The organism is Bradyrhizobium sp. ARR65 (genome assembly GCF_000472385.1).
Classification (GTDB): Bacteria; Pseudomonadota; Alphaproteobacteria; order Rhizobiales; family Xanthobacteraceae; genus Bradyrhizobium.
This window is the reverse complement of record NZ_AWZU01000032.1, coordinates 51,513-75,472: the sequence shown is the minus strand read 5'-3', so window position 1 is coordinate 75,472 and position 23,960 is coordinate 51,513. Positions and strand designations below refer to the sequence as shown.

Genomic DNA, 23,960 nt, shown 5'->3' with positions numbered 1-23,960 from the left:
AGGGATGCCCGCCGAGCGCTGTCCCGGGAAACGCGACGGCTTGGAGTTGCGCGACCTTTGCCTTATCCAGATCCCTCCACGATCACAAATCTCTCGTCCCGCTCCCCAGCATCATGTCCAGTCCTTCACTGTCGCAGCAATCTTCTCACGCGCTATCGCGTGAACGGCTCGGCCTTGCCCTCGGCTTCGTCGGCATGGCGATCTTCGGCGGGACACTGCCGGCGACGCGGATCGCGGTGTCGGCGATCGATCCATTGGCATTGACCGCGCTGCGCACAGCGATCGCCGGCGTCGCCTCGCTGGCGCTTTTGATCGTCTTGCGCCGGCAATTTCCGCCGCGCCGGTTGCGGCTCCAGCTTGCGGTGGCCTCGCTCTGCGTCAGCATCCTGTTTCCGTTCCTGATGGCCGTGTCGATGACAGCAGTTGATGCATCCCATGGCGGTGTGGTGATGGGCGCGCTCCCGATCGCAACAGCTTTTGTGGCCGTACTCATTACGCACGAACGGCCGCGGCCACTGTTCTGGATTGCGTCCATTGCAGGCGCGGCACTGGTGGTCGCATTCGCGTTGCGCCAGGGCGGCGGATCGCTGTCTTCCGGCGACCTCCTGCTATTTGCGGCCGTAGCGGCCTCGGCGGTTGGCTATGCATTCTCCGGACGGCTCACCATCGAGATGCCGGGATGGGAGGTGATTAGCTGGGCGCTGGTGATCGCGCTGCCGATCTCTTTGCCGGCAGCGGCGCTTTTCATGCCCGGCCATGCGAGCGCGATCGCGCCCGGGCCTTGGCTGGCGCTGCTCTATGTGGCGCTGTTCTCGCAATGGATCGGCTTCTTTGCTTGGAACGCGGGACTGGCCATGGGTGGGATCGCGCGGGTATCGCAGATGCAATTGCTGCAGCCGTTCGTCACCTTCACCCTGGCCGCGCTCTTCAACGGCGAGACCATCACGCCGCAGATTGTATTGTTCGCGGCCGCGGTGGTCGCCACCGTCGCGATCTCGACATGGACGCGGAGCCCGAACGCACCGCGCCCGCGCAGGTAGATCGACGACGGCTTATTCGGCCGCCGTGATGCGGGCGAACTCCATCGCCTGCCGCTCGAACAGCGAGCGATAGATTCCATCCCTACGCGCAATGAGCGCGGCGTGGTTGCCCTGCTCGACGATTTCGCCGCGATCGAATACCAGGATGCGATTGAGGCTGCGTACGGTGGACAGCCGGTGCGCGATCACGATCGAGGTGCGGCCCTTCATCAACCGTTCCATCGCCTCCTGGATCAGCGCCTCAGATTCCGAATCCAGGCTCGAGGTCGCCTCGTCCAGGATCAGCACCGGTGCATCCGCCAGGAACGCACGCGCTAGCGCCACACGTTGCCGCTCGCCGCCAGAGAGTTTCACGCCGCGCTCGCCGACCAGCGTGCCATAGCCCTTCGGCAGGCGCAGGATGAAGTCATGCGCGTTCGCCAGCCGCGCCGCCTGCTCGATCGCTGCCATGCTGGCACCCGGCGCGCCGTAGGCGATGTTCTCGGCAAGCGAACGGTGAAACAGGATCGGCTCCTGCTGCACGATCGCGATCTGGCTGCGCAGCGACTGCTGCGTCGCGCGAGCGATGTCCTGCCCATCGATCAGGATACGACCGCCCGAGACGTCATAGAGGCGCTGCACCAGCTTGACGAAGGTCGTCTTGCCGGAACCGGAACGGCCGACCAGGCCGATGCGTTCGCCGGCGCGGATATCGATCGACAATCCATCATAGAGCGGCACTCGATGACCGCCGTAGTGGAAGGTCACGTCCTCGAACTGGATGCGCCCACCGGTGATGGCAATCGGCTGCGCGTCAGCCGCATCGACGATGCCGAGCGGCTCATCGTGGATCTCGACCAGCTCCTCCATGTCGTTAACGGAGCGCTGCAGGTTGTTGATGTGCATGCCGACATCCCGCAGATAGGCGTGGATGATGTAATAGCTCGTCAGCACATAGGTGACGTCGCCCGGCGAGGCGCGACCCGCCATCCACAACAGCAGCGAACCGCCGATCACCGAGCCACGCAGGCACAACAACACCGAGAGCTGCACGGCAGCGGTGTAATTGTAGCGGAGCCAGGTCCGATTGACGCGCCGGCGCCAGCGGTTGATCACGCGCATCAGCCTTGCGTCCTCGCGCGCCTCGGCACCAAACGACTTCACGACGGCGTTGCAGGTCAGCGCGTCCGCCAGCGTGCCGCCGACCTTGGTGTCCCAGGCGTTGGAGACACGCGCGGCGGGCGCGATGTACCGCGTGGAAAGCGCAACCGTCATCGCGACATAGATCAGCGCGCCGACCGCGATGACGAGGCCCAGCGACGTCCAGTGCAGCCCGAGCAGGATCATGGATCCCAACAGCACGGCCAACGACGGCAGCAGCGCCAGCAGGATGGTGTCGTTGTACAGATCGAGCGCCCACATGCCGCGGGTAACCTTGCGCACGGTCGAGCCGGCAAAGGAGTTGGCGTGCCAGTCGGTGGAAAATCGCTGCACTCTCTGGAACGCATCGCGGGCCACATCCGACATGATCCGGAGTGTGAACGGCACGATCGCCTGCAGGCCAACCATGCGCAACACGATGGAGGTGAACCCCAGCGCGACGATGGCGGCAAACGCGATCAGCGCGTCATGGCGTGCGGAGGCGTCCTGCGCGCCCTTGGTCAGGGCGTCGACGAGATGGCCGGAGTAGATCGGCATGAACAGATCGGCGACCGTGGCACCGAGCAGGCCAAAGGCGATGACTGCTGTCATCACCGGCTGCTTCAGCCAGTGGCGGAACACGAACGGCATCACGACGCGGATCGCGGCGGGCTTTTGGGCTTTTATAGTCATGGCGTCATCCGGCTGCGGCTTCCTCCGCATGCCGGCTCCAATTCGACGCGGCGCCACAGCGCGCGAGTCGTTTTGAGAAAACTCAGTCGGGGATTTGGGAAAACCGGGGCGTCAGACCCGATCGGTGCTGGCGAAAGAGGCTTCTAACAGAAGCGAAATCCGGTGGAACCGGACATCATGCCCAGCGAGAGCATCGGACGCGGGCGCGCGATTTGCGAAACATGCGCATTCATGCAAATCTCTCCCGGTTCGAGCCACGATGCGCTCTTTATAGATGCATCAGGCGCGATTTGCAACAGCGTGCTTCGCCGGCTGGCGGCCCTGGCACTAATGCGCGTCGCCGACCGCCATCATGTTGGGCTTTTTCAAGAGCATCACCAAGAGGCTGAGCCCGATATAAAACAGCGTCAGCATGAAGAAGGCATCGCCATAGCTCATCACCACGGCCTGGCGATGGACGATCTGCGCAAATTGCTTCAGCGCGATCAACGCCGCATCGCCCATCCCCTGGAACTTCTGGGTCATCATGTTGAGCGTTTCGGTCGCCAGCGCATTGCCCCAGGTCACCCGCTCCTGCAGGCGGGTGATGTGCAAATCGGTGCGGTCGTTCAAGACCTCGTTGATGATCGCAAGCCCCACCGCGCCGCCGAGATTGCGCATCAGGTTGAACAGGCCCGAGGCGTTCTTCACCCGATCCGGCGCCAAAGTGCCGAGCGCGATGTTGTTGGTCGGCACCATCGCGCACATCATCCCGATGCCGCGCAAAATCTGCGGCAGCAACAGCTCATAGAAATCATAGTCGCGGGTGATCCAGGTCATCTGGTAGGCACCGAGCGCGAAGATGATGAGGCCACCGGCGATGATGTAGCGCATGTCATAGCGCTGCATCAGACGGCCGACCACCGGCGCCATGAAGAACATGGTGATGCCAGAGACGAACATGGTCTCGCCGATCATCATCGCGCTGTAGCCGCGCACCTCGGCAAGATAGCGCGGATAGATATAGGTCAGGCCGTACAGGCCGATGCCGATGCAGAACTGAAGCACGCAGCCGATTGCAAAATTACGGTTGGTGAACGCGCGCAGGTCGACGATCGGCTCCCCGGCGCTGAATACGCGCCAGAAGAAGGCAACGGCCGAAATGGCGCAGACCCAGGCGAAGATCGCGACCGAGGTGTCCTGCAGCCACTCATATTGCGGCCCCTCCTCGAGCACATATTCGAGCGAGCCGAGAAAGCCCGCCATGAACAGCAGGCCCCACCAGTCGAAGCGATCGAGCAGTTCGAAATGCGGCTGGTCGAAATCGACCAGCGCCAGCACGCCGACGGTGATGATGACCCCGGGAATGACGTTGATGAAGAACAGCCAGTGCCAGGACATCACATCGGTGATGTAGCCGCCGACCGTGGGACCCACGGTTGGCGCCAGGGTCGCGACCAGCCCGATGATCGGGCCGACGATGTAGAATTTGGAACGCGGAAACACCGTGTAGGCGGAGGCAAACACGGTCGGGATCATGCCGGCACCCAGGAAACCCTGGATGGCGCGCCACAGGATCATCTCTTCGCTGGAAGAGGAAAAGCCGCACAACAGGCTAGAGAAGGTGAAGCCGGAAGCCGAGATCGCGAACAACAGCCGCGTGCCGAGCGCGCGCGACAGGAAGCCGGACAGCGGGATCGCGATGACTTCGGCGATCAGATAGGCGGTCTGCACCCACGACACCTCGGTCGAACTCGCGGACAGGCCGGCCTGGATGTCGGTCAGCGATGCCGAGACGATCTGGATGTCCAGGATCGACATGAACATCCCGAACACCATGATGAGAAACGCGATCAGCCGCCGCGGCGCAATGCGCTCGGCCGCCGGCGGCGCGCTCATCATTGCGGGTGGTGCGGTGGTGGCGTTCGCCATGATTCGGTCAGCCTTACCGTGCCAGCCGCATCGAAGGTCCACCTCTCCCATCGGGAGAGGTGGACTCAGCCTGCGGATGGATTCGAGGGCTCACGTTGCGCTCCAACTTCCTCGCCCCTACTGTGGGTGAATCATCGTCGGCGAGTCGAGATCGGCGTCGCTGTCGGCGTCGTCGGCGCCCCTCGTGGTGTCAACGGTTGCGTAGACCGACATGCCGGCGCGCAGCAGGTTTTCGCGGGCGACGGCTTTTGGCACCCGGATGCGCACCGGCAGCCGCTGCACGATCTTGGTGAAATTGCCGGTGGCGTTGTCCGGCGGCAGCAGCGTGAACACCGAGCCTGCAGCCGGTGAAATGCTTTCCACCTTTCCAGCAAATTTCCGATGGCCATAGGCATCGACCGAGACAGTCACGCTCTGGCCGGGACGGATACGCTTGAGCTGAGTTTCCTTGAAATTGGCATCGATGTAGACGTCATCGAGCGGAACGACATTGCCGAGCCGCTGGCCGACGGAGACGAAATCGCCGACATTCACAAGACGATTGGAAAAGGTGCCATCGACCGGCGCGCGCACGGCCGCGAAGTCGAGATCGCGCTCGGCTTTCGCCAGTGACGTCTTCAACTCCGCAAGCTGGGCCTCGGCTTCCGCCTGCTGCGCCTTGGTCACCTCGACCATATCGCGCGCATTGTCGTAAGCCGCTTGTGCGGCCTTGACGCCGGCTACGCCCTGATCGCGCGCAGCCTCGGACTGCTCGAAAGTGGCATGCGAGGCAAAGCCCTTGTTGCTCAGTGTTTGCTGACGATCATAGTCGAGACCGGCGCGCTTCAGCGCGGCTTCGGCGGAGGCGAGGTTGGCTTGCGCCTGCTCGACCGCGCTCTGCTGCGCCGCGACCTGGCGACCGATGCGCGCGATGGTCGCTTCCTGCGTCGCGATCTTGGTGCGCGCGGCATCGACGGCAATACGGTAATCGCCATCGTCGATCCGCAGCACTACATCGCCCTTGTGGACCAGCGAATTGTCGGCGGGAAGAATTGCAGCGATATGGCCGCTCACCCGCGCGCCGAGCATGGTGTTGTTGGCGCGGACATAGGCGTCGTCGGTCGAGATATAGAAGCGTCCGACCAGCAGGTAATATGTGCCGTAGGCAGCAACGGCGAGCGCCAGCAGCGCAAAGATCCCCATCAGGACCAGCTTACGCTTGCCGGACTTTTTTGCGGGTGCAGGTGCGGACGCTTGCGGAGCGGCCGGCGGCGGCTTGTCGGTGGCAGGCGCGGGCGTCTCGGGAAGCCTGCGCTTGGTTTCGTCCCCCACGGGAGCGCGGAGGGTCTCAGGCACGGCGGCCGATGCATCATGGGCGACGCCGGCCTCATCCTTATCCGGTTCGGCACGAAGGATGCGTGCGGCCTGGTCTCTTGCTGCGGCCATGCTTGGCCTCCCCACTCACAATCGCGGACCACAAAGAGCCACTGCGGCTACCGCCGACCCGCATGAACTTACAATTATCATTGACCGAACCGTTCGGTCAATATACATTTCGATGCGCGGAGAATAGCCCGCGAACCCCTTCGCTCGGGTTTCGCAGCGCAAAAATCTTTCCCAAGAGCCTAAACCAATGGTTGCAGCCGATCCACATTCCATTCGGGCAAACGGCGAGGAGGATTCCGCGAAGCGCCGCCAGATCCTTGATGGCGCGCGCAGGGTGTTCATGGATCTGGGTTTTGACGGCGCCAGCATGGGGGAGATTGCCCGTGCCGCCGCCGTCTCCAAGGGCACGCTCTACGTCTATTTCGCCGATAAATTCGCGCTGTTCGAAGCGATCATCGAACAGGAGATGGTCGACCAGGGCAACGTTATCTTCAACTTCGATCCCGCTCGCGATGCGCCGACGACGCTGCAGGAATTTGGCGAGGCCTATATTGCGATGGTGTGCCGGCCCGGCGGTGGATCGGCGATCCGCACGGTGATGTCGATTGCCGAGCGCATGCCTGATGTCGGCCGGCGCTATTACGATTGTGTGCTGGAAAGAACCATCAACCGGCTCGCCGCCTATCTGAACGCACGTGTGAAGCTGGGCGAGCTTGCGATCGACGATTGCCAGCTCGCCGCCGCGCAATTCCCGCTGATGTGCCAGGCCACGCTGTTTCTTCCCTTCATTTTCCAGGCGGCGCCTGCCCCCTCGCCCGAACGCATCCGCAAGGTCGTGGCAAGCGCGGTGCGGATGTTCCTCTCGGCGTATCAAGTGAAGGCGAACTAAGGTGTCGTCGCGGCGAAAGCCACGGCCATTGCCATTCTGATAGATGCTTCCGGTCATTGCAGCTTCCGGGGCCTCATGGTTCGAGACGGCGCTCGCGCGCCTCCTCACCATGAGTTTGACTGTTTGCCGCGCATGACGACCTCATCCGGGGGAGCCAACGGGTCCGCGCAAAGCACGGCCCGATGATAAACTCGGCGGCGTCTCGAAGGGTGGCCACGACTGACGCTGCGGCCACAACTCCACATTCTCGCGACGCGATGCGCGTCCGAGTTTTGCTCACGACCACCCTCCTCAGAAATCAGAGGGCGCAGGGAAGGCCGGGTGCCCGCCGCACCCGCGGCCCCGTGTGCAAAAAATTGCGCAAAAACGCACACGGGAGTAACCACAGGCAAGGCGGGGTCACACCGGCCTTCCCTGCGCGAGTGGTTTACGGCTTACTTCGTGCTCTCCTCGGTGAGCCAGACTTTGTTGTCACCGTCATCAGCGCGATGCGAGAAGCATCATCGCCAACTTAGCGCCAGCCTTGGGGCGCCAGGACCACACGACTTCGCCGTCCGCGTTGTCGCTGCTCGTCAGTTAGCGCCAACGCGTCCACCGCATTCCGACCCAACGTCCGTGACGATCGCGATACGCCCCTCGATTTCGGGCCGGAACGCGCAGGAGCATGCGACTGATTTGGGGTAATCGCGAAGCGATTTATTTTTGCGAGCAGATCTGGACGCGCTATGCCACTTTGATTCCGCTCAGCAAATTAGTTTTTCGGCGGAGGGCATTCCGGGCTACGCCCGCTGGGCTGGTTGACTCTCGCCCAACATTTCGATAATCGTTGAAATATGGAAAAGAAGATCGCCGTCACAGCGCTTGCCGCCCTCGCGCAGGACAACCGCCTCGATGTGTTCCGCCTCCTGGTGCAAGCCGGCCCGGAAGGCATGCCGGCCGGTGCCGTCGCGGAGGCGCTCGACCTTGCGCCCAACACGCTGACCTTCCATTTCGACCGGCTACGCACGGCCGGCCTCGTGACCGCTCGGCGCGAGGGCCGCTCCATCATCTATGCCGCGCAATTTGCGCAGATGAACGCGCTGGTCGCTTTCCTCACCGAAAACTGCTGCGGCGGCGTGCTCTGCGCGCCGGCCGCGAGCTGCAAGCCTGCCCGTAAACGCGCCAAAGAACCGGCATGAAAGGATGCACCCAATGAAGCGCCTGCACGTTCACGTCTCCGTCGATGATATTGAGCGCTCAATCGGTTTCTATTCCGCGCTGTTTGCCGCAACGCCTGCGGTCGTGAAATCCGACTATGCGAAGTGGATGCTCGAGGACCCCCGCGTGAATTTCGCAATCTCGACGCGGGGCCGCGACAAGGGCCTCGATCATCTCGGGATTCAGGTGGAAAGCACGCAGGAGCTGCACGAGGTCTATGCGCGGCTTCGAGAAGCCGGTGGCGATATTATCGAACAGGGCCAGACGACCTGCTGCTACGCCAAGTCAGAAAAGGCGTGGATCGACGATCCCGCCGGGATCGCCTGGGAGACTTTTCGCACGACGGGCGAAAGCACCGTCTATGGTGATGGCAGCGGCGAGAACAGCGCAAGAATTGCGCATGAAAAACAGGGTGCCTGCTGCGCGCCGCAAGGGGCCCCCAAAGCCGCATCGGCTTGCTGCTGACGACGGGTTACACGAATGGATGTCATCATCTATCACAATCCGGACTGCGGGACGTCACGCAACACGCTCGGCATGATCCGTAACGCCGGGATCGAGCCGCATGTCATCGAGTATCTCAAGACGCCGCCGAGCCGCGCGCTGCTCAAGCAGTTGATCGCACGCATGGGCATTTCAGTGCGCGCGCTCCTGCGCGAAAAGGGCACGCCTTATCGTGAACTGGGACTCGACAATGAAGCCCTGAGCGATGACGAACTGCTGGATGCGATGATGGCGCATCCCATCCTGATCAACCGGCCGATCGTGGTGACGCCGAACGGCGTGCGGCTCTGCCGGCCTTCCGAGCTTGTCATCGACTTGCTGCCGCCGCAGCGTGGCGACTTTGTCAAGGAGGATGGCGAGCGCGTTACCGATCCGCGATCTACCGCATGATGCCGTCGCTAGCGCGCCGCCTCGTCGCCGAATGGCTCGGCACCGCCCTTCTGCTGGCGGCTGTCGTCGGCTCCGGTATCATGGCGCAGAAGCTCGCGGGCGGGAACGTCGCGCTCGCCCTTCTCTGCAATACCATTTCGACCGGCGCGATCCTTGTCGTGCTCATTCTCGTGTTCGGCCCGCTCTCCGGTGCGCATTTCAATCCGGCGGTGAGCCTTGCGTTCGCGCAACGCGGCGAATTGACGTGGCGACTTGCAGGCCTCTATATGATCGCGCAGATCGCGGGGGCGATCATGGGTGTGTGGGCGGCGCACGTGATGTTCGAACTTCCGGTGCTTCAATCTTCGCTGACGCAGCGGACCGGCGCCGGCCAATGGTTCGCGGAAGCGGTAGCAACGTTCGGCTTGCTGTTGACGATCTTCGGCTGTGCGGCGCGCACGCCCGCCACGATCCCGTATGCTGTCGGCCTCTACATCACGTCCGCCTATTGGTTCACCGCCTCGACTTCCTTTGCCAATCCGGCTGTGACCATTGCGCGTTCGCTGTCGGATACATTTGCGGGCATCGCGCCAGGGGACGTTGCGGCATTCGTTGCAGCCCAATTGCTGGGCGCCGCGGCCGCAGTGACGTTGTCGGGCTGGCTGTGGAAGCAGAAAGCCGTAGCCTTCTAGGATCATGATCCGATTAGACGGAATCGGATCATGATCTCATCTCTTTGTTTGAGCATGATCTTTTCGGAAAACCGGTTTCCACTTTTCCGGATCATGCTCTAAGGCGGATCAGTCTTACTGCGCCATCAGATCCTCATGGTGAGGAGGCGCGTAAGCGCCGTCTCGAACCATGAGGCCCCGTCCCGCCCACATCCTTCAGGAGGCGGCGATAAAGCCGCTTGTGACGCAGTAAGGCTAGTGACGACGTAATCCGCCACGCCTCGCCGCAATACACTATTACGCCCTACGCCTCCCAGTGAGCTCACCCCCGGCTGACATCAATGACAGCCTGCGCAAAGGCTTGTGGCGCTTCCTGCGGGAGGTTGTGGCCGATGCCGCCGGCGATCGGGCGGTGCTCGTACTTGCCGACAAATTTCTTCGCATAGGCGCTCGGCTCGGGGTGCGGCGCGCCGTTGGCGTCGCCCTCCAGGGTGATGGTGGGCACGGAGACGACGGGAAACGTCGCGAGCTTCTTCTCCAGCTCGAGATAGTCGCCCTCGGCGAGACCAAGGCGCCAGCGATAATTGTGAACCACGATGTCGACGTGATCGGGATTGTCGAAGGCAACGGCGCTGCGCTCGAAGGTGGCGTCATCAAAATTCCATTTCGGCGAAGCCGTCCGCCAGATCAGCTTCGCGAAATCGCGCCGGTATTTTTCATAGCCGGCCCGGCCGCGCTCGGTGGCGAAATAGAACTGATACCACCATTGCAGCTCGGCCTGGGGCGGCAGCGGCTGCTTGCCCGCCTCCTGGCTCCCGATCAGATAGCCGCTGACGGAGACCATGCCTTTGCAGCGCTCGGGCCAAAGCGCTGCAATGATGTTGGCGGTGCGCGCACCCCAATCGTAACCGGCGAGCGTCGCCTCGGCGATGTCGAGCGCATCCATCAGTGCCACGATGTCGACAGCCACGGCCGCCGGTTGACCGCTGCGGAAGGTCGCATCCGAGCGAAAGCGCGTGGTGCCGTAGCCGCGCAAATACGGAATGATCACGCGATAGCCGGCCGACGCCAACGCCGGCGCCACGTCGACATAGCTGTAGATATCGTAGGGCCAGCCATGCAGCAGGATCACCACGGGACCGTTGGCCGGGCCTGCTTCGGCGTAGCCGACATTGAGCAGTCCGGCGTCAATCTGCTTCAACTGTTCAAACGAGGTGTACCCACCCGCCTTTGTCGCAGGCGGTGGATTCGTCCGGGCGGCTTCCGCCCGTGCGGAAGCAACAAGAGCGAGTTGGGCCGAAGCAAGGGTTCCGGCGGCAAGGCCAAGGAAGCGGCGGCGGCCGTGGTCGAGGCGCTCTGACATGGCGGTCTCCTGGTTCGGGTTGGAGGTGCGTTGCCCGATGCGCAACCGGTGAGGTGGAGATACCGTGGACTTCTTCTTTTTCTTTCTTCAGATGGCGCTGATTCTTCCGGCCGCAACCTGTGCTGGTTCACCCCACATCGGCACAGCCGAGGGGCTTAATATTTTCTCCATCATTTCAACGGCTTCGTTGCGCTAAGCCGCCGCTTGTGCAAGCTGCTCTCGAAGACGTGAGATTATGGCGGCACATGTGCCGCCGCTGTTGCGCCCGAGGAATCCGACCAGTGCGCGAAAAAGCAGGCATGAGCGATCGCATGTCGCATCGGGAGAACGTCTACACCGGCAACTTCAGTTCAGCCGGTTGGGTGTGAGAGCCGGTAGCGCGCATGAGCGGAAGCGATATGCGAGAAGGCTATTGACGCGTCGCTTCCCGGGTATCGCTGCGCTCACCCGGGCTACAGCACCGTTCAACGACTACTCGTCCTCGTAGTCGTCGTCCTCGTTGACCTTCTCGCGCTTGTTGCGGCGTGCGGCTTCCTTATGGCCGCCGAGCGAACCCGTCACGTAAGGATCGCGCGCGGCGTAAGGATTGCGACGCATGGCGCGGGCGGCGACTTCCTCGCCCGAGACGGCAGCCGGCTCGCAGATCAGGCGCCTGGAGGCGCGGCGCATCAAATCGACATGGATATGATCGTAGTGGTAGACGTTGGAGCCCGGCGCGAGCACGGTGGTGAACTGCTGGCACGCCGCCCCCTGGATGTCGCGCAAAAAGCCCTGCTCTTCGGGAAGACCGCGCCAACCATCCTTGACGGTGATGCGCCGTCCATCGGCCAGCGTGAAGGCGGCGATGTCGAGTGCGTTGCCAAAGGCGTGTTCGGAAATATGCGCGTTCGGATTGCCGTTCATGCCGCGGCAGGAATAGGCGGAGATCTGCTTGATCTCGACCACGCGCGCGCCGAACCAGCGCTGAGCGGCAGGCTGCACGGATTCGTCGAGCCAGCGGTCGAGCACCGAGACGATCGGACAGGCCAGTGTCGCCGGCGGCTTCACCGCGACCGGTCCGACTGCGGCGACGGAATTGCCGGAGCCGGGGCCGAGCCGCGGCAATTGCCCGTCGGCTTGCGGATAAGGCGTGCCAGCGCCGGCGCGCGGCGGATAGGCTTGTGTCGGATAGCCCTGCTGGCTGTAGGGCGCGCGTACCATCGGTGCATTCGCTGGCGGCGCGCCGTCCGGCGGCAGATTGATCTGGTCCTGATCAGGTGGAACGCCGGGCGCCGACAACGAGATCGGACCGTTCGGTGCCGCGCCATAGGCGGGCTGACGATTGGTCTGGTCCGGATAGGTCGAAGTCTGCGGATAAGAGCTTTGCGGATAAGACGATTGCGACGCGCCTTGCGCGGGCGGATAGGACGAAGGCGAAGGATAGGATTGCGGATAGGACGCCTGAGGTAATGGCGCAGGCGGTGAAGCCGGCGGCTGTCGCGCGATCGGCCAGCGCGGCTGGTTGCCGATCGGCGCCGGCGGCCGCAAATCCTCGTCGGCAAAGCTGTAAGCGGGCGGTGCGTCCTCGCCGAGCGCCGATACCCTCAGGGGATAGTCGGCGCCGCAGACGCCGGGACCGGAGATCGGGTCGATGCGGACGACGTCCGGCCCTTCTTTCACCGCGCCGGATTTCAGGCAGGCGACTTCGGCCTCGGCCCGCCAGGGTTCTCTTTCGGCCTGGAAAAACCCGCGGCCGCAACCTGCCAGCGAAACGAGGACGATGGAGCCGACGAGATACAAACGAACTCCGCGCGTCATCCGCAAACGTTTGCGCGAATTTACTTAAGGACTCATCAACACGTTGTTTTCACGGACCTTTAACCACGTTGCCTGCGCTGCACGATGCGCGACGGACAGCTATGCTGACTTTTCCCGTTATGGTGCGCTCATTAAGATGTGTGGCGTGATGTGGGCAGCGAATTCATCCGAGGGGACTGCCATGACCATGGTCAACAGATTGAGTGTGGTCGCCGTGTATGTCGCGCTTGCCTTCGTCGCCGCGATCGTGCTCGGCGTCTTCTGAACGCCAACGCAGCGGGGTTTGAGAGCCCGGCGGTTGTTTCAGCCGCCGGGTTTTTGATGTGAGTTGACCGAACTGAACGCCACATTCAGCGGCGGTTCAGCCGGCAGCCGCCCTACTCGGTCCGGTCGACTCTTTGGGCAGGTTGGTTGTGACATCACAGAGGCTTTGGCTGACGCTCGCGCTTGTCGGCCCGCTGATGCTCGGCGCCTCGGCAAAGGTCGCGGCGATGCCGGCTCCATCAGACGAAACCGCATCGATCACACCCGATGCGGCGCCCGATCTCGTCCGGCTGGCGCAGGCCCAGCCGGCGCCAAGTACGCCGGCCTCCTCCTCAAGCACGCCCGCATCCGCCGCCACCGCCGAGGAGCCGATCGGCAATGTCGTCACGCTGACCGGGACCGTCACCGTGATCCGCAACAAGAACTCGCTGCCGCTGCATTTGCGCGACGACATCTTTCTCAACGACACCGTGCAGACCTCGTCAAGTTCCTCGCTCGGCATCACCTTCAATGACGCGACGACCTTCAATCTGTCGGCGAACGCGAAGATCACCATCGACAATTACGTCTACGAGGATGGCGGCAAGAGCAACGCCGGCATTTTCGATATCGGCAAGGGCACGGTCGCCTTCGTCGCCGCCGCAGTGGCGAAAACCGGCGACATGAAGATCACCACGCCGACCTCGACGCTCGGCATTCGCGGAACGACGGGCCTCGTGGAAGTGCCGGAAGGCGGCGGCGCCAACAATGTGAACATCAAGCTTTATCCTGACGCGGACGGCCATGTCGGCCGCATCGAGGTCAACGATCGCTCAGGGATGCGGCTCGGGGCGCTGACGCAAGGCGCGAGCGGCTTCACTATCCGCTCCGGTGTCGGCGGCGCACGGCCGACCGCAGTGCCACTGACCATCTCGCCGCAACAGGTTGCGCGCGACCAGGGCTTTGTGCGCCAGGTGCACACCGCGCAGAACGTCGGCCGCCAGATCGTCACCGAGCAACGCGCGCTGCGCCGCGCCAGTCCACCCGGGCCGAACGCGCCGAGCCGCGGCAACCGGCCGCCCGGCCCGAAACGGCAAAATCAGGCGCCGGGACAAAACCGTCCCGGACAGCCGCAGCAGGGCGCGCCGAACCGCGGCGGTCAGCAGCAGCGAACCCCGCAGGCGCCGAAGCAGACGCCGCGACCGGACGAGAAGTCCAACACCAAGCCGGGCCCACAACCCGCGATTCCGCAGCGGCAGGGTGAGCGCCCGTCGCCGGCGCAGCCGGCCGTTCGCCAAGGTGGCCTGCCACCCGGCCCGCCCGGCGTCCAGAGAGCTCCCGGGCCGAACCGACCGGGCCTGCAAAAACCGCGGCCACCAGCGCCCAAGCGCGAGAAGAAGCATTAGAAATGCTCTCCGCGCTCGCGCGCGAGCCTTACCGCGCGAGCTTGTCCAGCGTAATGGGAAGGTCGCGAACGCGCTGACCCGTGGCATGATAGACGGCGTTGGCGATCGCCGCCGCGACGCCGACGATACCGATTTCGCCGACACCCTTGATGCCCATCGGGTTGATGACGCTGTCCGGCTCGTCGACGAAAATCACCTTGATATCGTGGACGTCGGCGTTCACCGGAACGTGGTACTCCGCGATATTGGCGTTCATCACCCGGCCGAAGGCGTGGTCGGTCAGCGCCTCCTCATGCAGCGCCATGCCGATTCCCCACACCACGCCGCCCATGATCTGGCTCGCCGCGGTCTTGGTGTTGATGATTCGTCCGGCCGCAACCGCGCTGACCACCCGCGTCACACGGATCACGCCAAGTTCTTCATCCACCTTGACCTCGGCGAAGATCGCCGAGTGGGTATTGCGCGCATGCTTGTCGTCCTCCTTGAAGTCGGAGGATCGCTCCTTCTCGAGCCGCTCCATCTTGCCGTGCCGCATGACGTCCGCGACCGCAACGGCACGACCTCCGTCGCTCTTGCTGGCGAGCGCGCCATCGGCCAGCACGACGTCGTCGGGCGCAAGACCGCTCAGCGGCGAGCCCGGCATGGTTTGCGCGATCGATAGCAGCTCCTTGCGGACATCGTCCGCGGCATTGACGATCGCGTGCGCGACCGACGCCGCGGTCCATGACCCGCCCTCGACCTGCGCGGTCGGCAGGGTGGAATCCCCGAGCTTCACGGTCACGCTATCGAGCGGCAGGCCGAGCATGTCGGCGGCGACCTGCGCCACGATGGTATAGGTGCCGGTGCCGATGTCGGTGGCGGCGGTGGAAATCTCGGCGTGACCGTTGGCCGTCAGTATGATCCGCGCCGAGAACGGCATCTGCAACGCTTCCCAGACGCCGCTCGCCATTCCCCAGCCCACCAGTTCGCTTCCGTCCCGCATCGAACGCGGCGACGGACTGCGCCGGTCCCATCCGAAGGCCTCGGCGCCCTGGCGATAGCATTCCTTGAGCTGCTTGCTGCTGTAAGGCAGGCCGCTCTCCTGGTCGCGATCCGAGTAGCAGCGCAGCCGCAACTGCAGCGGATCGAGCTTCAACGCGACGGCGAGTTCGTCCATCGCGCATTCCAATGCATAAACCCCGGTGGCGGCGCCCGGCGCGCGCATGTCGCAGGGGGTCATCACGTCGAGCGGCACGAGCTTGTGGGCATAGCGCGCGTTGGGCGAGGCGTAGAGCTGCTCCGCCCAGCCGGCGTCGTTGCGCGAGAACTCCTCGTGCTGCGAAGTCATCGCGACGGCTTCATAGGCGACCGCATCGAGCGCGCCGCCGGCATTCGCGCCAAGCGAAACCCGCTCGATGGTCGCGGGGCGATAGCTGAGCCCGTACATCTGGGCGCGGCTGAGCACGACGCGCACCGAGCGCTTGAGCTTGAGTGCGCCGAGCGTTGCCAGCACGACCTCATATTGCGGACGCAAACCGATGCCGAATGCGCCGCCGACGAAGGGCGACATCACACGCACATCGTCCGGCTTGAGCCCGAACACGCCACAGACATAGCGCTGCACGTTCTGCACGCCTTGCGTCTTGTCATAAATGGTGAGCTTGCCGCCGCCGTTCCAGACGACGGTCGCGGCGAACAGCTCCATCGGGTTGTGATATTCGGCCGGGATGAAATATTCGGCGTCGTGCCGCACCGCTGCACCGGCAAACGCCTTCGCGGCATCGCCACGCGGCTTCTGCGGTTTGTCGACGGTGTGTGCCTGCTCCAGGCGCGCATGCAGATCGGTCGCGAAACCGTCCTCTTCGTAATCGACTTGCACGAGCGTTGCCGCAAAGACCGCGGTCTCCCAATCCTCTGCGAGGACCAGCGCGATCGGCTGGCCGTTGAATTTAACCCTGTCGTCGTAGAGCGGGCGGAACGGCGAGCCGCCTTCGGGCGCGACGTCGTCGCGGTAATCGTCGTCGCCCGCCGCCATCTTCGGCCGGTTCGTGTGGGTGAGCACGTCGAGCACACCTCGAATCGCAAGCGCGCTGCTCGCATCGATGCGCGCGATACGGCCCTTGGTGATGGTAGAGGTGACCACCGCTCCATAGGCGAGATCGGGCGCGGCGAACTCGCCGGCATATTTGGCCAGTCCCGTAACCTTGGCGCGGCCGTCGACGCGAGAGGTGGATGTGCCGATGCTTGGTGCCATGACGTTCACCGGATCTTCTTGACGGACTGGATTTGCGGCGTCGCGTTCGCCGCCTGAGTCAGCGTGCGGATGATCGCGCGCCGCGCAAGACCGATCTTGAAGCTGTTATGCGAATAGCCCTTGGCGCCCGCGAGAAGCGCGGCGGCGGCTTTCTCGAACGCGGCCCTGCCGGGAGCCTCGCCGCGCAGCGCGGCTTCGGCGTCGCGATTGCGCCAGGGCTTGTGCGCGACACCGCCAAGCGCAAGGCGCGCCTCCTTGATGCGGCCGCCGTCGAGCTTGAGGGCGGCCGCGACCGATACCAGCGCAAAGGCATAAGACAGCCGGTCGCGAATCTTCAAGTAACTGTAATTCGCGGCATACCCCTCGGCGGGCAGTTCGATCGCCGTCACCACCTCGTTCGGCCCGAGATTGTTGTCGAGATGCGGGGTGTCGCCGGGCAGTCGATGGAAATCCTCGAACGCGATGCTGCGCTCGCCAGAGGGGCCCATTACGTGCACCTTGGCCTCCAGGGCCGCCAGCGCGACGCACATATCGGACGGATGCGTCGCGATGCAGGCCTCGCTGGTGCCGAGAATGGCGTTGATGCGGTTGATGCCGTTGATCGCCGCGCAGCCGGAGCCGGGCTCGCGCTTGTTGCAGGGAGTTGCGACGTCGTAGAAATAGAAGCAGCGCGTTCGCTGCAGGAGATTGCCGCCGGTGGATGCCATGTTGCGAAGCTGCGCCGAAGCACCGGCGAGGATCGCGCTGGACAGCAGCGGATAGCGCTGCTCGATCAGGGGATGATAGGCGAGATCGCTGTTCGGCACCAGCGCGCCGATGCGCACGCCACCGTCCCTGGTCTCCTCTACGCTTTTGAGCGGCAGGCGCGTGATGTCGATCAGCCGTGCCGGACGTTCGACGTCATACTTCATGAGATCGATGAGGTTGGTCCCGCCGGCAATGAATTTGGCCGCCGGATCGGCTGCAATCTGCCTGACGGCATCGGCGACATCGGTCGCCCGCGAATATTCGAAATTGTTCACGGCTTGCCTCCCATCGCGCCCATTGCCTGCCGAATGGCGGCAACGATGTTGGGGTATGCGCCGCAGCGGCAGATGTTGCCGCTCATCAGCTCGCGGATCTCGTCGGCGGTCTTTGCCTTCCCTTCCGCGATCAACCCGGCCGCCGAACAGATCTGCCCCGGCGTGCAGTAGCCGCACTGAAATGCGTCATGATCGATGAAGGCCTGCTGCAGGGGATGCAGCGCATCGCCACTTGCGAGCCCCTCGATTGTGACGACATCGGAGCCGTCCTTCATGACGGCGAGCGTGAGGCACGCAGTCACTCGCCGCCCGTCGAGCAGAACCGTGCAGGCGCCGCATTGACCGTGGTCGCAGCCCTTCTTGGTGCCGGTCAGATCGAACCGGTCGCGAAGCAGGTCAAGCAACGTCGTCCAGGGCGCGACGTCCATGGTGCGCTTCTCGCCATTGATCGTGAGTGTCACCGGAAACGTGGCGGGCGTCGAGGTATGTCGAGGGCCCGCTTGGGCTACGGGTGGTCGGTTCATGCAATCCCTCCGGAAAGCAAAGCAGCAGTCCACGCCTGTACGGCTGCACGTGAAGTAGCAGTGAGAACAATTCGTTGCGATGACGATGGTTCGATCACGGGCCGGTCAGCGTGCGTTTACGGAATCGGCGTGCATTCGGGACAAGCGCGCCGGCGGCATCGGGATGCCACCGTTGCGGGCGAGCACCGCGAAGTGGGCCTTCAAGTGGGCCGTGTTCCAAGGCTGGGCGGCGCTGCGGCTGAGCGTCGAGACTTACACCGCGCGCTGCAGCCAATCGCGCAGCAACGCGGCAAGAGTCCTGCGGCGCGGTTCGACGGCCGAGCCTGCGAAGCCATCGCTCGGTTCCGACGCCTCAGCTGGAACGAACCCGGCCGCCACAGGCTCGGGCTTTTCGACCGCCGCGACCTCGCCAGAGGGGATTCCGCTCGCCCCATCAACAGCACGCTCCGGCGCCGCTGCGGGCACGTCGATCGGCGGGCGGGACAGAGCGGGCGCGGCGAGCGGCGGCTCCGCCGGCGAGGCCGGCCGGCTGCGCCGTTTCCTTTGCGCGGACGGCTTCGCCCTGGCGCGCATGACGTTCGAGGCCGCCGCTTCCAGCGCCAGCGGTCCGACATTGGCGAGAAACGCGCGCTCATAGGCGCGGGACAGCCGCTCCACCGCCGCATCCAGCGGCAGCCACTCGACCTCGCGGATGTCGCTCATCAGTTCATAGGCCGGCCCGCCATTGGCTTCCATCCGCCAATAATGCACGACCTTGGAGCGCCCGCCCGACTCGTAAACCAGCGTGCCGAGAAATTCGTGCACGGTGACATCGTGCCCGGTCTCTTCATTGACTTCGCGCTCGGCGGCGTCGCGCGGCGTCTCGCCATTGTCGAGCTTGCCTTTCGGCAACACCCATTCGTTGCGCTTGCGCAGGCGCACCACCGCAATCTGCGGCGGGGTTGCCCGCCGCAGCACAATGCCTCCCGCCGCCAGAACAGGCGCCCGCGCCATCCCGTTTCCTCAAGGATCAGCCAGAGATGAAAGAATCGACCGTGATGATATAGGGCCTGGCGACGACAAAATCGAGATTGCGAACGGCATGTAATTGATTGGTTAAATCTTGCATCCGGTCGCGAAAGCGAAGATCGCGGGATGTCAGGGCAGATCAAAGGGTGTTCGCCTCGCTTGCCTCAGCTCTCCTGCAGTGCGTGCCGGATCGCCATCTCAACCGGCGAATAGGAACCGTCCTCGCGATCCAGCCGGAATGGCTCGCTGGGATGCAGCGGCGGCTGGGCAAGAAAGCGCGGCTCTTTGCCTCGATGCATTTGCGCCGCATGAACCAGAAATGGATGACAGAGATAGACATCACCCGCGCGCCCCGTTGCCAGCGCCAGCGGTCTATGCAGTGTCGCGCAGAATTTATCCAGTTCACCATGCGACAGCCCCGCCTCGCCGGCGGGCTGGAGATATCTTGCGACGTCCCGATGCGACCCGATCTTGATGCGCGTGGGCGCGTCGTCCTCTCCAACATCGGAAAAAAGAAACAGCATAAGGAGCGCGCGACCGCGCGAGGTTACGTTTACACGCCAATCCGAGAAGTCCTTGTTCTCGTCCCAGCTTCCTGTCGGTCCAGGAAAGCTGACGTCGATGTGCCATCCTGCGTCGCCGGGATCATCGGTATGCGGAAAGCGTATCGGGAAGGTGCCAAGACCGTCACGCGGACGCCAACGTCCTTTCCCGACCAACTGATCGAACGCGGCATGGAGAGTTGGCGTATTGACCGCCTTCCTGAATGGTTCTTGGCCGTATCCGGGAAGTCGAATGACAGGTTTGCTCCAGGTCGCCGGGTTGCCAGGATCACAAGGGAGATCCCTCCACATGATCGCGCGGCCTTCCTCCGCGAGTTTGCGGGGAAAGGCTTGATCGATTCGGATGAAGCCATCTCGAATGAATTGCTGTATCTGCGCATCGCCTAATACGCTTGCCGGCTCGTGTTCATGGATAGACATGAAATCCTCGCATCGCTTGGCCATGCACCTATGACCCATAACTCCAAGCCGGAGTTTGGCGAAGATCGGTAACCCATATCTCGCGCTACAACTAGAGCCTGGGACTATGGATCACCGCCTTCGCGGGGGATGACACCGAATTCGTTGAAGCGGCTGCCGCACGAACAGCAGAAATCCATGTGCAGCCCTCCGACAGCGAGGTGACGCGCAGGCTCGCCGGCAACAGGGCTGTGTTCCGGCCGCAAGAAGGTTTCCACAAGCTGCGCCCTTGAGGCCATTTCGGTGCGGCATCGCGGTGCAAGATAACGGCCGACTGTGCCTTGCACCAGCCGGCGCGCCGCCGCAGGCAACGACAGGAACCAATGTAAGCGGCTGTGATTGAACTCGCATAGCCGCATGATGCGATCGCGATGAAGATTCTCCTTACAGGCGCGACCGGACTGATCGGATCCGCGCTTGCGTATCGCCTTATGCAGGAGGGGCACGACATCATTGGCCTTGCCCGCCACCGCTCCCGATCCTTGAGGCTCAAGGGCTGGGCCATAGTCGATATCGCGTCCATGCGCGAGCCCGCTGACTGGTTGCCTTATCTCGCCGGCATCGACGCGGTCGTCAACTGCGCCGGCGTTCTGCAGGACAGCCCTCAAGAATGCGCGGAAGGCGTTCATTCGACGGGAGTGGCCACATTGTTCGCTGCGTGCGAGCAAAGCGGTATCCGCCGGGTTATCCATCTATCCGCAATCGGGGTCGACAGAGAGCGTCCCTCGACGTTCTCCTCGACCAAATACGCGGGCGACCGACAATTGATGACGCGAGATCTGGAGTGGGTGATCCTGAGGCCTTCGGTGGTGCTCGGCCGATCCGCGTTCGGCGCCAGCGCTCTGATCCGCTCCCTTGCCAGCCTGCCGGTTGTGCCGCTGATGCCTGACACACAGCCGCTTCAGGTGGTGCAGCTCTCGGATGTCCTGGCGACGATCTCCTTCTTCCTGAAGGCGGATGCCCCTTCGCGCCTCGAACTGGAACTTGCCGGTCCCGACCGACTGCAGATGGGAGATGTCGTCGCGCAGTATCGAAACTGGTATGGCTGGGGCGCTGCTCATAAGATCATCGTTCCGAGGCCGCTGTCCCACGTTCTCTACCGTCTCGGCGATCTGGTCGGCGCGCTCGGCTGGCGTCCTCCGATGCGAACCAACGCCGCGCTGGAAATCGCACGAGGAGCCATCGGGGACCCCGCGCCGTGGATGTCCGTTACCGGCATTCGACCTCAGTCTCTTCAAGAGGCGCTAGCGGCCGAGCCGGCGGCCATTCAAGACAAATGGTTTGCTCGACTGTATCTGCTCAAGGCCGTGATATTTCCGGTGCTGGTGGCATTCTGGATCGGCACAGGACTGATCTCGCTGACGTCAGGATATGCGAGCGGAGTTCAATTGATGCGCAGCACGGGCGCCGGCGCCTTGTCGGGAGCCGCCGTCATCGCCGGCGCGCTCGCGGATATGGCGATCGGCGTCGGAATAGCGTGGCGTCCCCTGACCCGCTATGGCCTTTACGCGGCGCTTCCGCTGTCATCGTTCTACGCCGTTGCCGCGACTGTGCTGCGCCCGGATCTATGGACAGAGCCGCTGGGTCCTCTCTTCAAGATCATCCCGATTCTCGTCCTGCATCTGGTCGCGCTCGCGATTCTGGACGAAAGATGACGCTCTATTTTCTCTTGAAGTATCTCCACCTGATCGGAGCCTCGGTGCTGCTCGGCACGGGCGCAGGCATCGCGTTCTTCATGCTCCGGGCTCATTTGACTGGCGAGCCTGCGGTCATTGCGGCCGTGGCACGTATCGTTGTGCTCGCGGATGCCCTGTTCACGGCGACGGCGGTTGTGTTGCAGCCGCTGACCGGAATAGCGCTTGCTTCTCAGGCGGGCTATTCCCTGACCGACGGCTGGATCGTGCTCTCGGTGGCCTTGTATCTTTTCACCGGCGTCTTCTGGCTGCCCGTCGTCTGGATCCAGATTCAAATGCGCAATCTTGCTGCCGCATCGGCAAGCGAGGGAAAACCGCTGCCGGTCCGGTACTATATCCTGTTCCGGATTTGGTTCGCCTTTGGCTTTCCGGCATTTGGCGCGGTCATGATCATTTTCTGGCTTATGATTTCCCGGCCGTCGATTGGGTGAAAGGCTTCTACCACTTCTCGCAGCGGTGCCGACGCAATGGCTCAACAGCGGTGCTACAACAACCAGCTCACGGGCAATCCGATACTTGCCGAAAAAATGGCAGCCACCGTGAGCCAGCTTAGACCGTTGAGCCAGAAGCTGTTGACCTTATCGCCCATGAGGTCCCGGTTGTTCGTCATGAGGACGATGAACAAGAGGAGCGGCGGGGTCGAAAAGCCCTGCACAATTCCGGCATACACCAAGGCTTTCATTGGATTGAAGCCGAGGCTATTGAGCAGGACAGCAAACAATGTAAAGCCCGCGATCAGGGCATAAAACGCCTTCGCCTCCTTTGGCTGCGCGTGCAAGCTGCTCTTCCAGCCCAAGACCTGGGCAAGATCGTACGCCGCGCCCGTCGTCATGACCGGCACGGCGAGGAATCCGACAGCGATCACGCCGATGGCGAACAGGAACGCCGCCGCGCTCCCGGCCAAGGGTCGCAGCGCTTCCGCCGCCTGCGCTGCATCCTCTATGTTGGTTTGACCGGCCTTGTGCAGCGTAGCCCCGGTCGACAGAATGATGAAGTACATGATGATGTTCGAGAACGCCATTCCGACGACGATGTCGCGTTGTGATCGCCTGAGCTCGCTTTTGGTGGCGCCCTGCCGATCGGATAGCCTGGTCTTTCCTTCTTCTATCTTTTCCTCGACTTCGACATTGGACTGCCACGTATACAGATAGGCAGACAGGGTCGTGCCGATCACCGCGACGAGGATCGAAAGAAAGTCCTTTGATGGCTCGATGTGGGGAACAAACGTTCCCCGCAGCACTTCCCAAAGATCCGGCTTTGCCAGGAACGCAGAGCCGACATAGGCGAACAGCGAGAGCGCGAGCCAACGAAAGATATTGCGAATGAAGGTATAGGATCCGAATACCTGAAGCAGCAGAATGGTCGCGGCCACCGCGATGACGATCAGAAAAGGCGGGACTGGAAAGAAGATGTTCAGGCACGCGGCCATGCCGGCGATGTCTGCACCTGCTTCAATGGTGTTTCCGGCAAGGACACCAATAAGCATCGGCCACAGAACCCATTTTGGATAGCGCTCCTTTACGACCTGAAACAAGCCCTTGCCGGTCACCTGCCCCAATTTGGAGGACAGATAGACCACGGCGAACATCATCGGAAAGGTGACAGGTGCCGTCCAAAGCAAGCCCAGTCCGAATTGCGCGCCTGCACTTGCATAAGTCCCGATTGCAGAGCAATCATCGTCGGCAGCGCCGGTGACGACGCCGAGTCCGAGCGTCCGCGCCAGTTCTCTTCGGTTCCGCGTTCCCCCGGATTGGCTCGTTGCCCGACTCTCAGTCTCCGCTCTTCCCGACATCGATTACGGACGCCCGAGTCTAACCGGTCCATCAGAGCATCAAGCTCGCGCGACTGGATTCGTTCCCGCACCGCGGCATACCCGCTTCGTCATGGCGC

21 protein-coding genes are annotated in these 23,960 nt (G+C 63.1%); 10 read left to right on the top strand and 11 right to left on the bottom strand.

The annotated features are described in order from the left end of the window. The first annotated feature begins 113 nt into the window (after positions 1–113). Positions 114–1,040: a DMT family transporter gene (locus F758_RS0128750; RefSeq protein ID WP_024511132.1), complete on the top strand. Its 927-nt coding sequence runs from the start codon at positions 114–116 to the stop codon at positions 1,038–1,040. A 12-nt stretch (positions 1,041–1,052) separates the two neighbouring features. On the opposite strand, the gene F758_RS0128745 is transcribed toward F758_RS0128750, so the two are convergent. The 3 genes from F758_RS0128745 to F758_RS0128730 form a co-directional block, all read right to left on the bottom strand. Then, on the bottom strand, positions 1,053–2,852 hold the full coding sequence (locus tag F758_RS0128745; RefSeq protein WP_024511131.1) for an ABC transporter ATP-binding protein: 1,800 nt from the start codon (positions 2,850–2,852) through the stop codon (positions 1,053–1,055). A 327-nt stretch (positions 2,853–3,179) separates the two neighbouring features. Next, entirely contained in the window at positions 3,180–4,763 is a 1,584-nt protein-coding gene (locus tag F758_RS0128735; protein WP_024511130.1) for a DHA2 family efflux MFS transporter permease subunit, read from the bottom strand. Between the two features lie 117 nt (positions 4,764–4,880). Further along, on the bottom strand, positions 4,881–6,188 hold the full coding sequence (locus tag F758_RS0128730; protein WP_024511129.1) for an HlyD family secretion protein: 1,308 nt from the start codon (positions 6,186–6,188) through the stop codon (positions 4,881–4,883). 187 nt (positions 6,189–6,375) lie between these two features. Between F758_RS0128730 and F758_RS0128725 the strand changes: the two genes are divergently transcribed. The 5 genes from F758_RS0128725 to F758_RS0128705 all read left to right on the top strand — a co-directional run bounded on the left by F758_RS0128725 (position 6,376) and on the right by F758_RS0128705 (position 9,779). Then, the gene (locus F758_RS0128725) at positions 6,376–7,017 is read left to right on the top strand and encodes a TetR/AcrR family transcriptional regulator (RefSeq protein WP_024511128.1); all 642 of its coding nucleotides are present in this window, start codon (positions 6,376–6,378) and stop codon (positions 7,015–7,017) included. An 833-nt stretch (positions 7,018–7,850) separates the two neighbouring features. Then, a complete protein-coding gene (locus tag F758_RS0128720; protein ID WP_024511127.1) occupies positions 7,851–8,195 on the top strand; it encodes an ArsR/SmtB family transcription factor in 345 nt (114 codons plus the stop codon). A 13-nt stretch (positions 8,196–8,208) separates the two neighbouring features. Further along, positions 8,209–8,679, top strand: coding sequence for an ArsI/CadI family heavy metal resistance metalloenzyme (locus tag F758_RS0128715; protein ID WP_024511126.1), 471 nt, complete (start codon positions 8,209–8,211; stop codon positions 8,677–8,679). A 15-nt stretch (positions 8,680–8,694) separates the two neighbouring features. Next, a complete protein-coding gene (gene arsC, locus F758_RS0128710; RefSeq protein ID WP_024511125.1) occupies positions 8,695–9,108 on the top strand; it encodes an arsenate reductase (glutaredoxin) in 414 nt (137 codons plus the stop codon). After that, positions 9,108–9,779 carry an aquaporin gene (locus tag F758_RS0128705; protein WP_024511124.1) on the top strand — a complete coding sequence of 224 codons (672 nt, stop codon included), beginning with the start codon at positions 9,108–9,110 and terminating at the stop codon, positions 9,777–9,779. Before arsC ends, F758_RS0128705 begins: the two co-directional genes overlap by 1 nt. Positions 9,780–10,080: 301 nt before the next feature. Here F758_RS0128705 and F758_RS0128700 read toward each other — a convergent pair whose 3' ends face one another. Further along, on the bottom strand, positions 10,081–11,121 hold the full coding sequence (locus F758_RS0128700) for an alpha/beta fold hydrolase (RefSeq protein ID WP_024511123.1): 1,041 nt from the start codon (positions 11,119–11,121) through the stop codon (positions 10,081–10,083). A gap of 64 nt (positions 11,122–11,185) precedes the next feature. Between F758_RS0128700 and F758_RS52830 the strand changes: the two genes are divergently transcribed. After that, the gene (locus F758_RS52830) at positions 11,186–11,317 is read left to right on the top strand and encodes a hypothetical protein (protein ID WP_283805881.1); all 132 of its coding nucleotides are present in this window, start codon (positions 11,186–11,188) and stop codon (positions 11,315–11,317) included. A 275-nt stretch (positions 11,318–11,592) separates the two neighbouring features. Here F758_RS52830 and F758_RS0128695 read toward each other — a convergent pair whose 3' ends face one another. Continuing rightward, positions 11,593–12,918 carry an extensin-like domain-containing protein gene (locus F758_RS0128695; protein ID WP_024511122.1) on the bottom strand — a complete coding sequence of 442 codons (1,326 nt, stop codon included), beginning with the start codon at positions 12,916–12,918 and terminating at the stop codon, positions 11,593–11,595. A 461-nt stretch (positions 12,919–13,379) separates the two neighbouring features. Here F758_RS0128695 and F758_RS0128685 point away from each other — a divergent pair, with 461 nt between their 5' ends. Further along, the gene (locus F758_RS0128685; RefSeq protein ID WP_024511121.1) at positions 13,380–14,567 is read left to right on the top strand and encodes a FecR domain-containing protein; all 1,188 of its coding nucleotides are present in this window, start codon (positions 13,380–13,382) and stop codon (positions 14,565–14,567) included. A gap of 28 nt (positions 14,568–14,595) precedes the next feature. On the opposite strand, the gene F758_RS0128680 is transcribed toward F758_RS0128685, so the two are convergent. From F758_RS0128680 to F758_RS0128655, 5 genes are all read right to left on the bottom strand, one after another. Continuing rightward, the gene (locus F758_RS0128680; protein WP_024511120.1) at positions 14,596–16,800 is read right to left on the bottom strand and encodes a xanthine dehydrogenase family protein molybdopterin-binding subunit; all 2,205 of its coding nucleotides are present in this window, start codon (positions 16,798–16,800) and stop codon (positions 14,596–14,598) included. A gap of 5 nt (positions 16,801–16,805) precedes the next feature. Further along, positions 16,806–17,822, bottom strand: coding sequence for an FAD binding domain-containing protein (locus F758_RS0128675; protein ID WP_024511119.1), 1,017 nt, complete (start codon positions 17,820–17,822; stop codon positions 16,806–16,808). Beyond that, positions 17,819–18,346 carry a (2Fe-2S)-binding protein gene (locus F758_RS0128670; protein WP_024511118.1) on the bottom strand — a complete coding sequence of 176 codons (528 nt, stop codon included), beginning with the start codon at positions 18,344–18,346 and terminating at the stop codon, positions 17,819–17,821. Before F758_RS0128670 ends, F758_RS0128675 begins: the two co-directional genes overlap by 4 nt. A gap of 252 nt (positions 18,347–18,598) precedes the next feature. Continuing rightward, a complete protein-coding gene (locus F758_RS48195; RefSeq protein WP_024511117.1) occupies positions 18,599–19,339 on the bottom strand; it encodes an NUDIX hydrolase in 741 nt (246 codons plus the stop codon). A 179-nt stretch (positions 19,340–19,518) separates the two neighbouring features. After that, on the bottom strand, positions 19,519–20,337 hold the full coding sequence (locus tag F758_RS0128655) for a phytanoyl-CoA dioxygenase family protein (protein ID WP_024511116.1): 819 nt from the start codon (positions 20,335–20,337) through the stop codon (positions 19,519–19,521). Positions 20,338–20,747: 410 nt separating this feature from the next. On the opposite strand from F758_RS0128655, the gene F758_RS0128645 reads away from it, so the two are divergent. After that, a complete protein-coding gene (locus tag F758_RS0128645; protein WP_024511114.1) occupies positions 20,748–22,031 on the top strand; it encodes an SDR family oxidoreductase in 1,284 nt (427 codons plus the stop codon). After that, the gene (locus F758_RS0128640) at positions 22,028–22,501 is read left to right on the top strand and encodes a DUF2269 family protein (RefSeq protein ID WP_024511113.1); all 474 of its coding nucleotides are present in this window, start codon (positions 22,028–22,030) and stop codon (positions 22,499–22,501) included. The genes F758_RS0128645 and F758_RS0128640 overlap by 4 nt, the downstream gene beginning before the upstream one ends. A gap of 53 nt (positions 22,502–22,554) precedes the next feature. Here the strand turns inward: F758_RS0128640 and F758_RS44690 are convergent, their stop codons facing one another. Beyond that, positions 22,555–23,862 (bottom strand): Nramp family divalent metal transporter, encoded by a 1,308-nt coding sequence (locus F758_RS44690; protein ID WP_051387063.1) that lies wholly within the window; start codon positions 23,860–23,862, stop codon positions 22,555–22,557. Between the last annotated feature and the right edge of the window lie 98 nt (positions 23,863–23,960).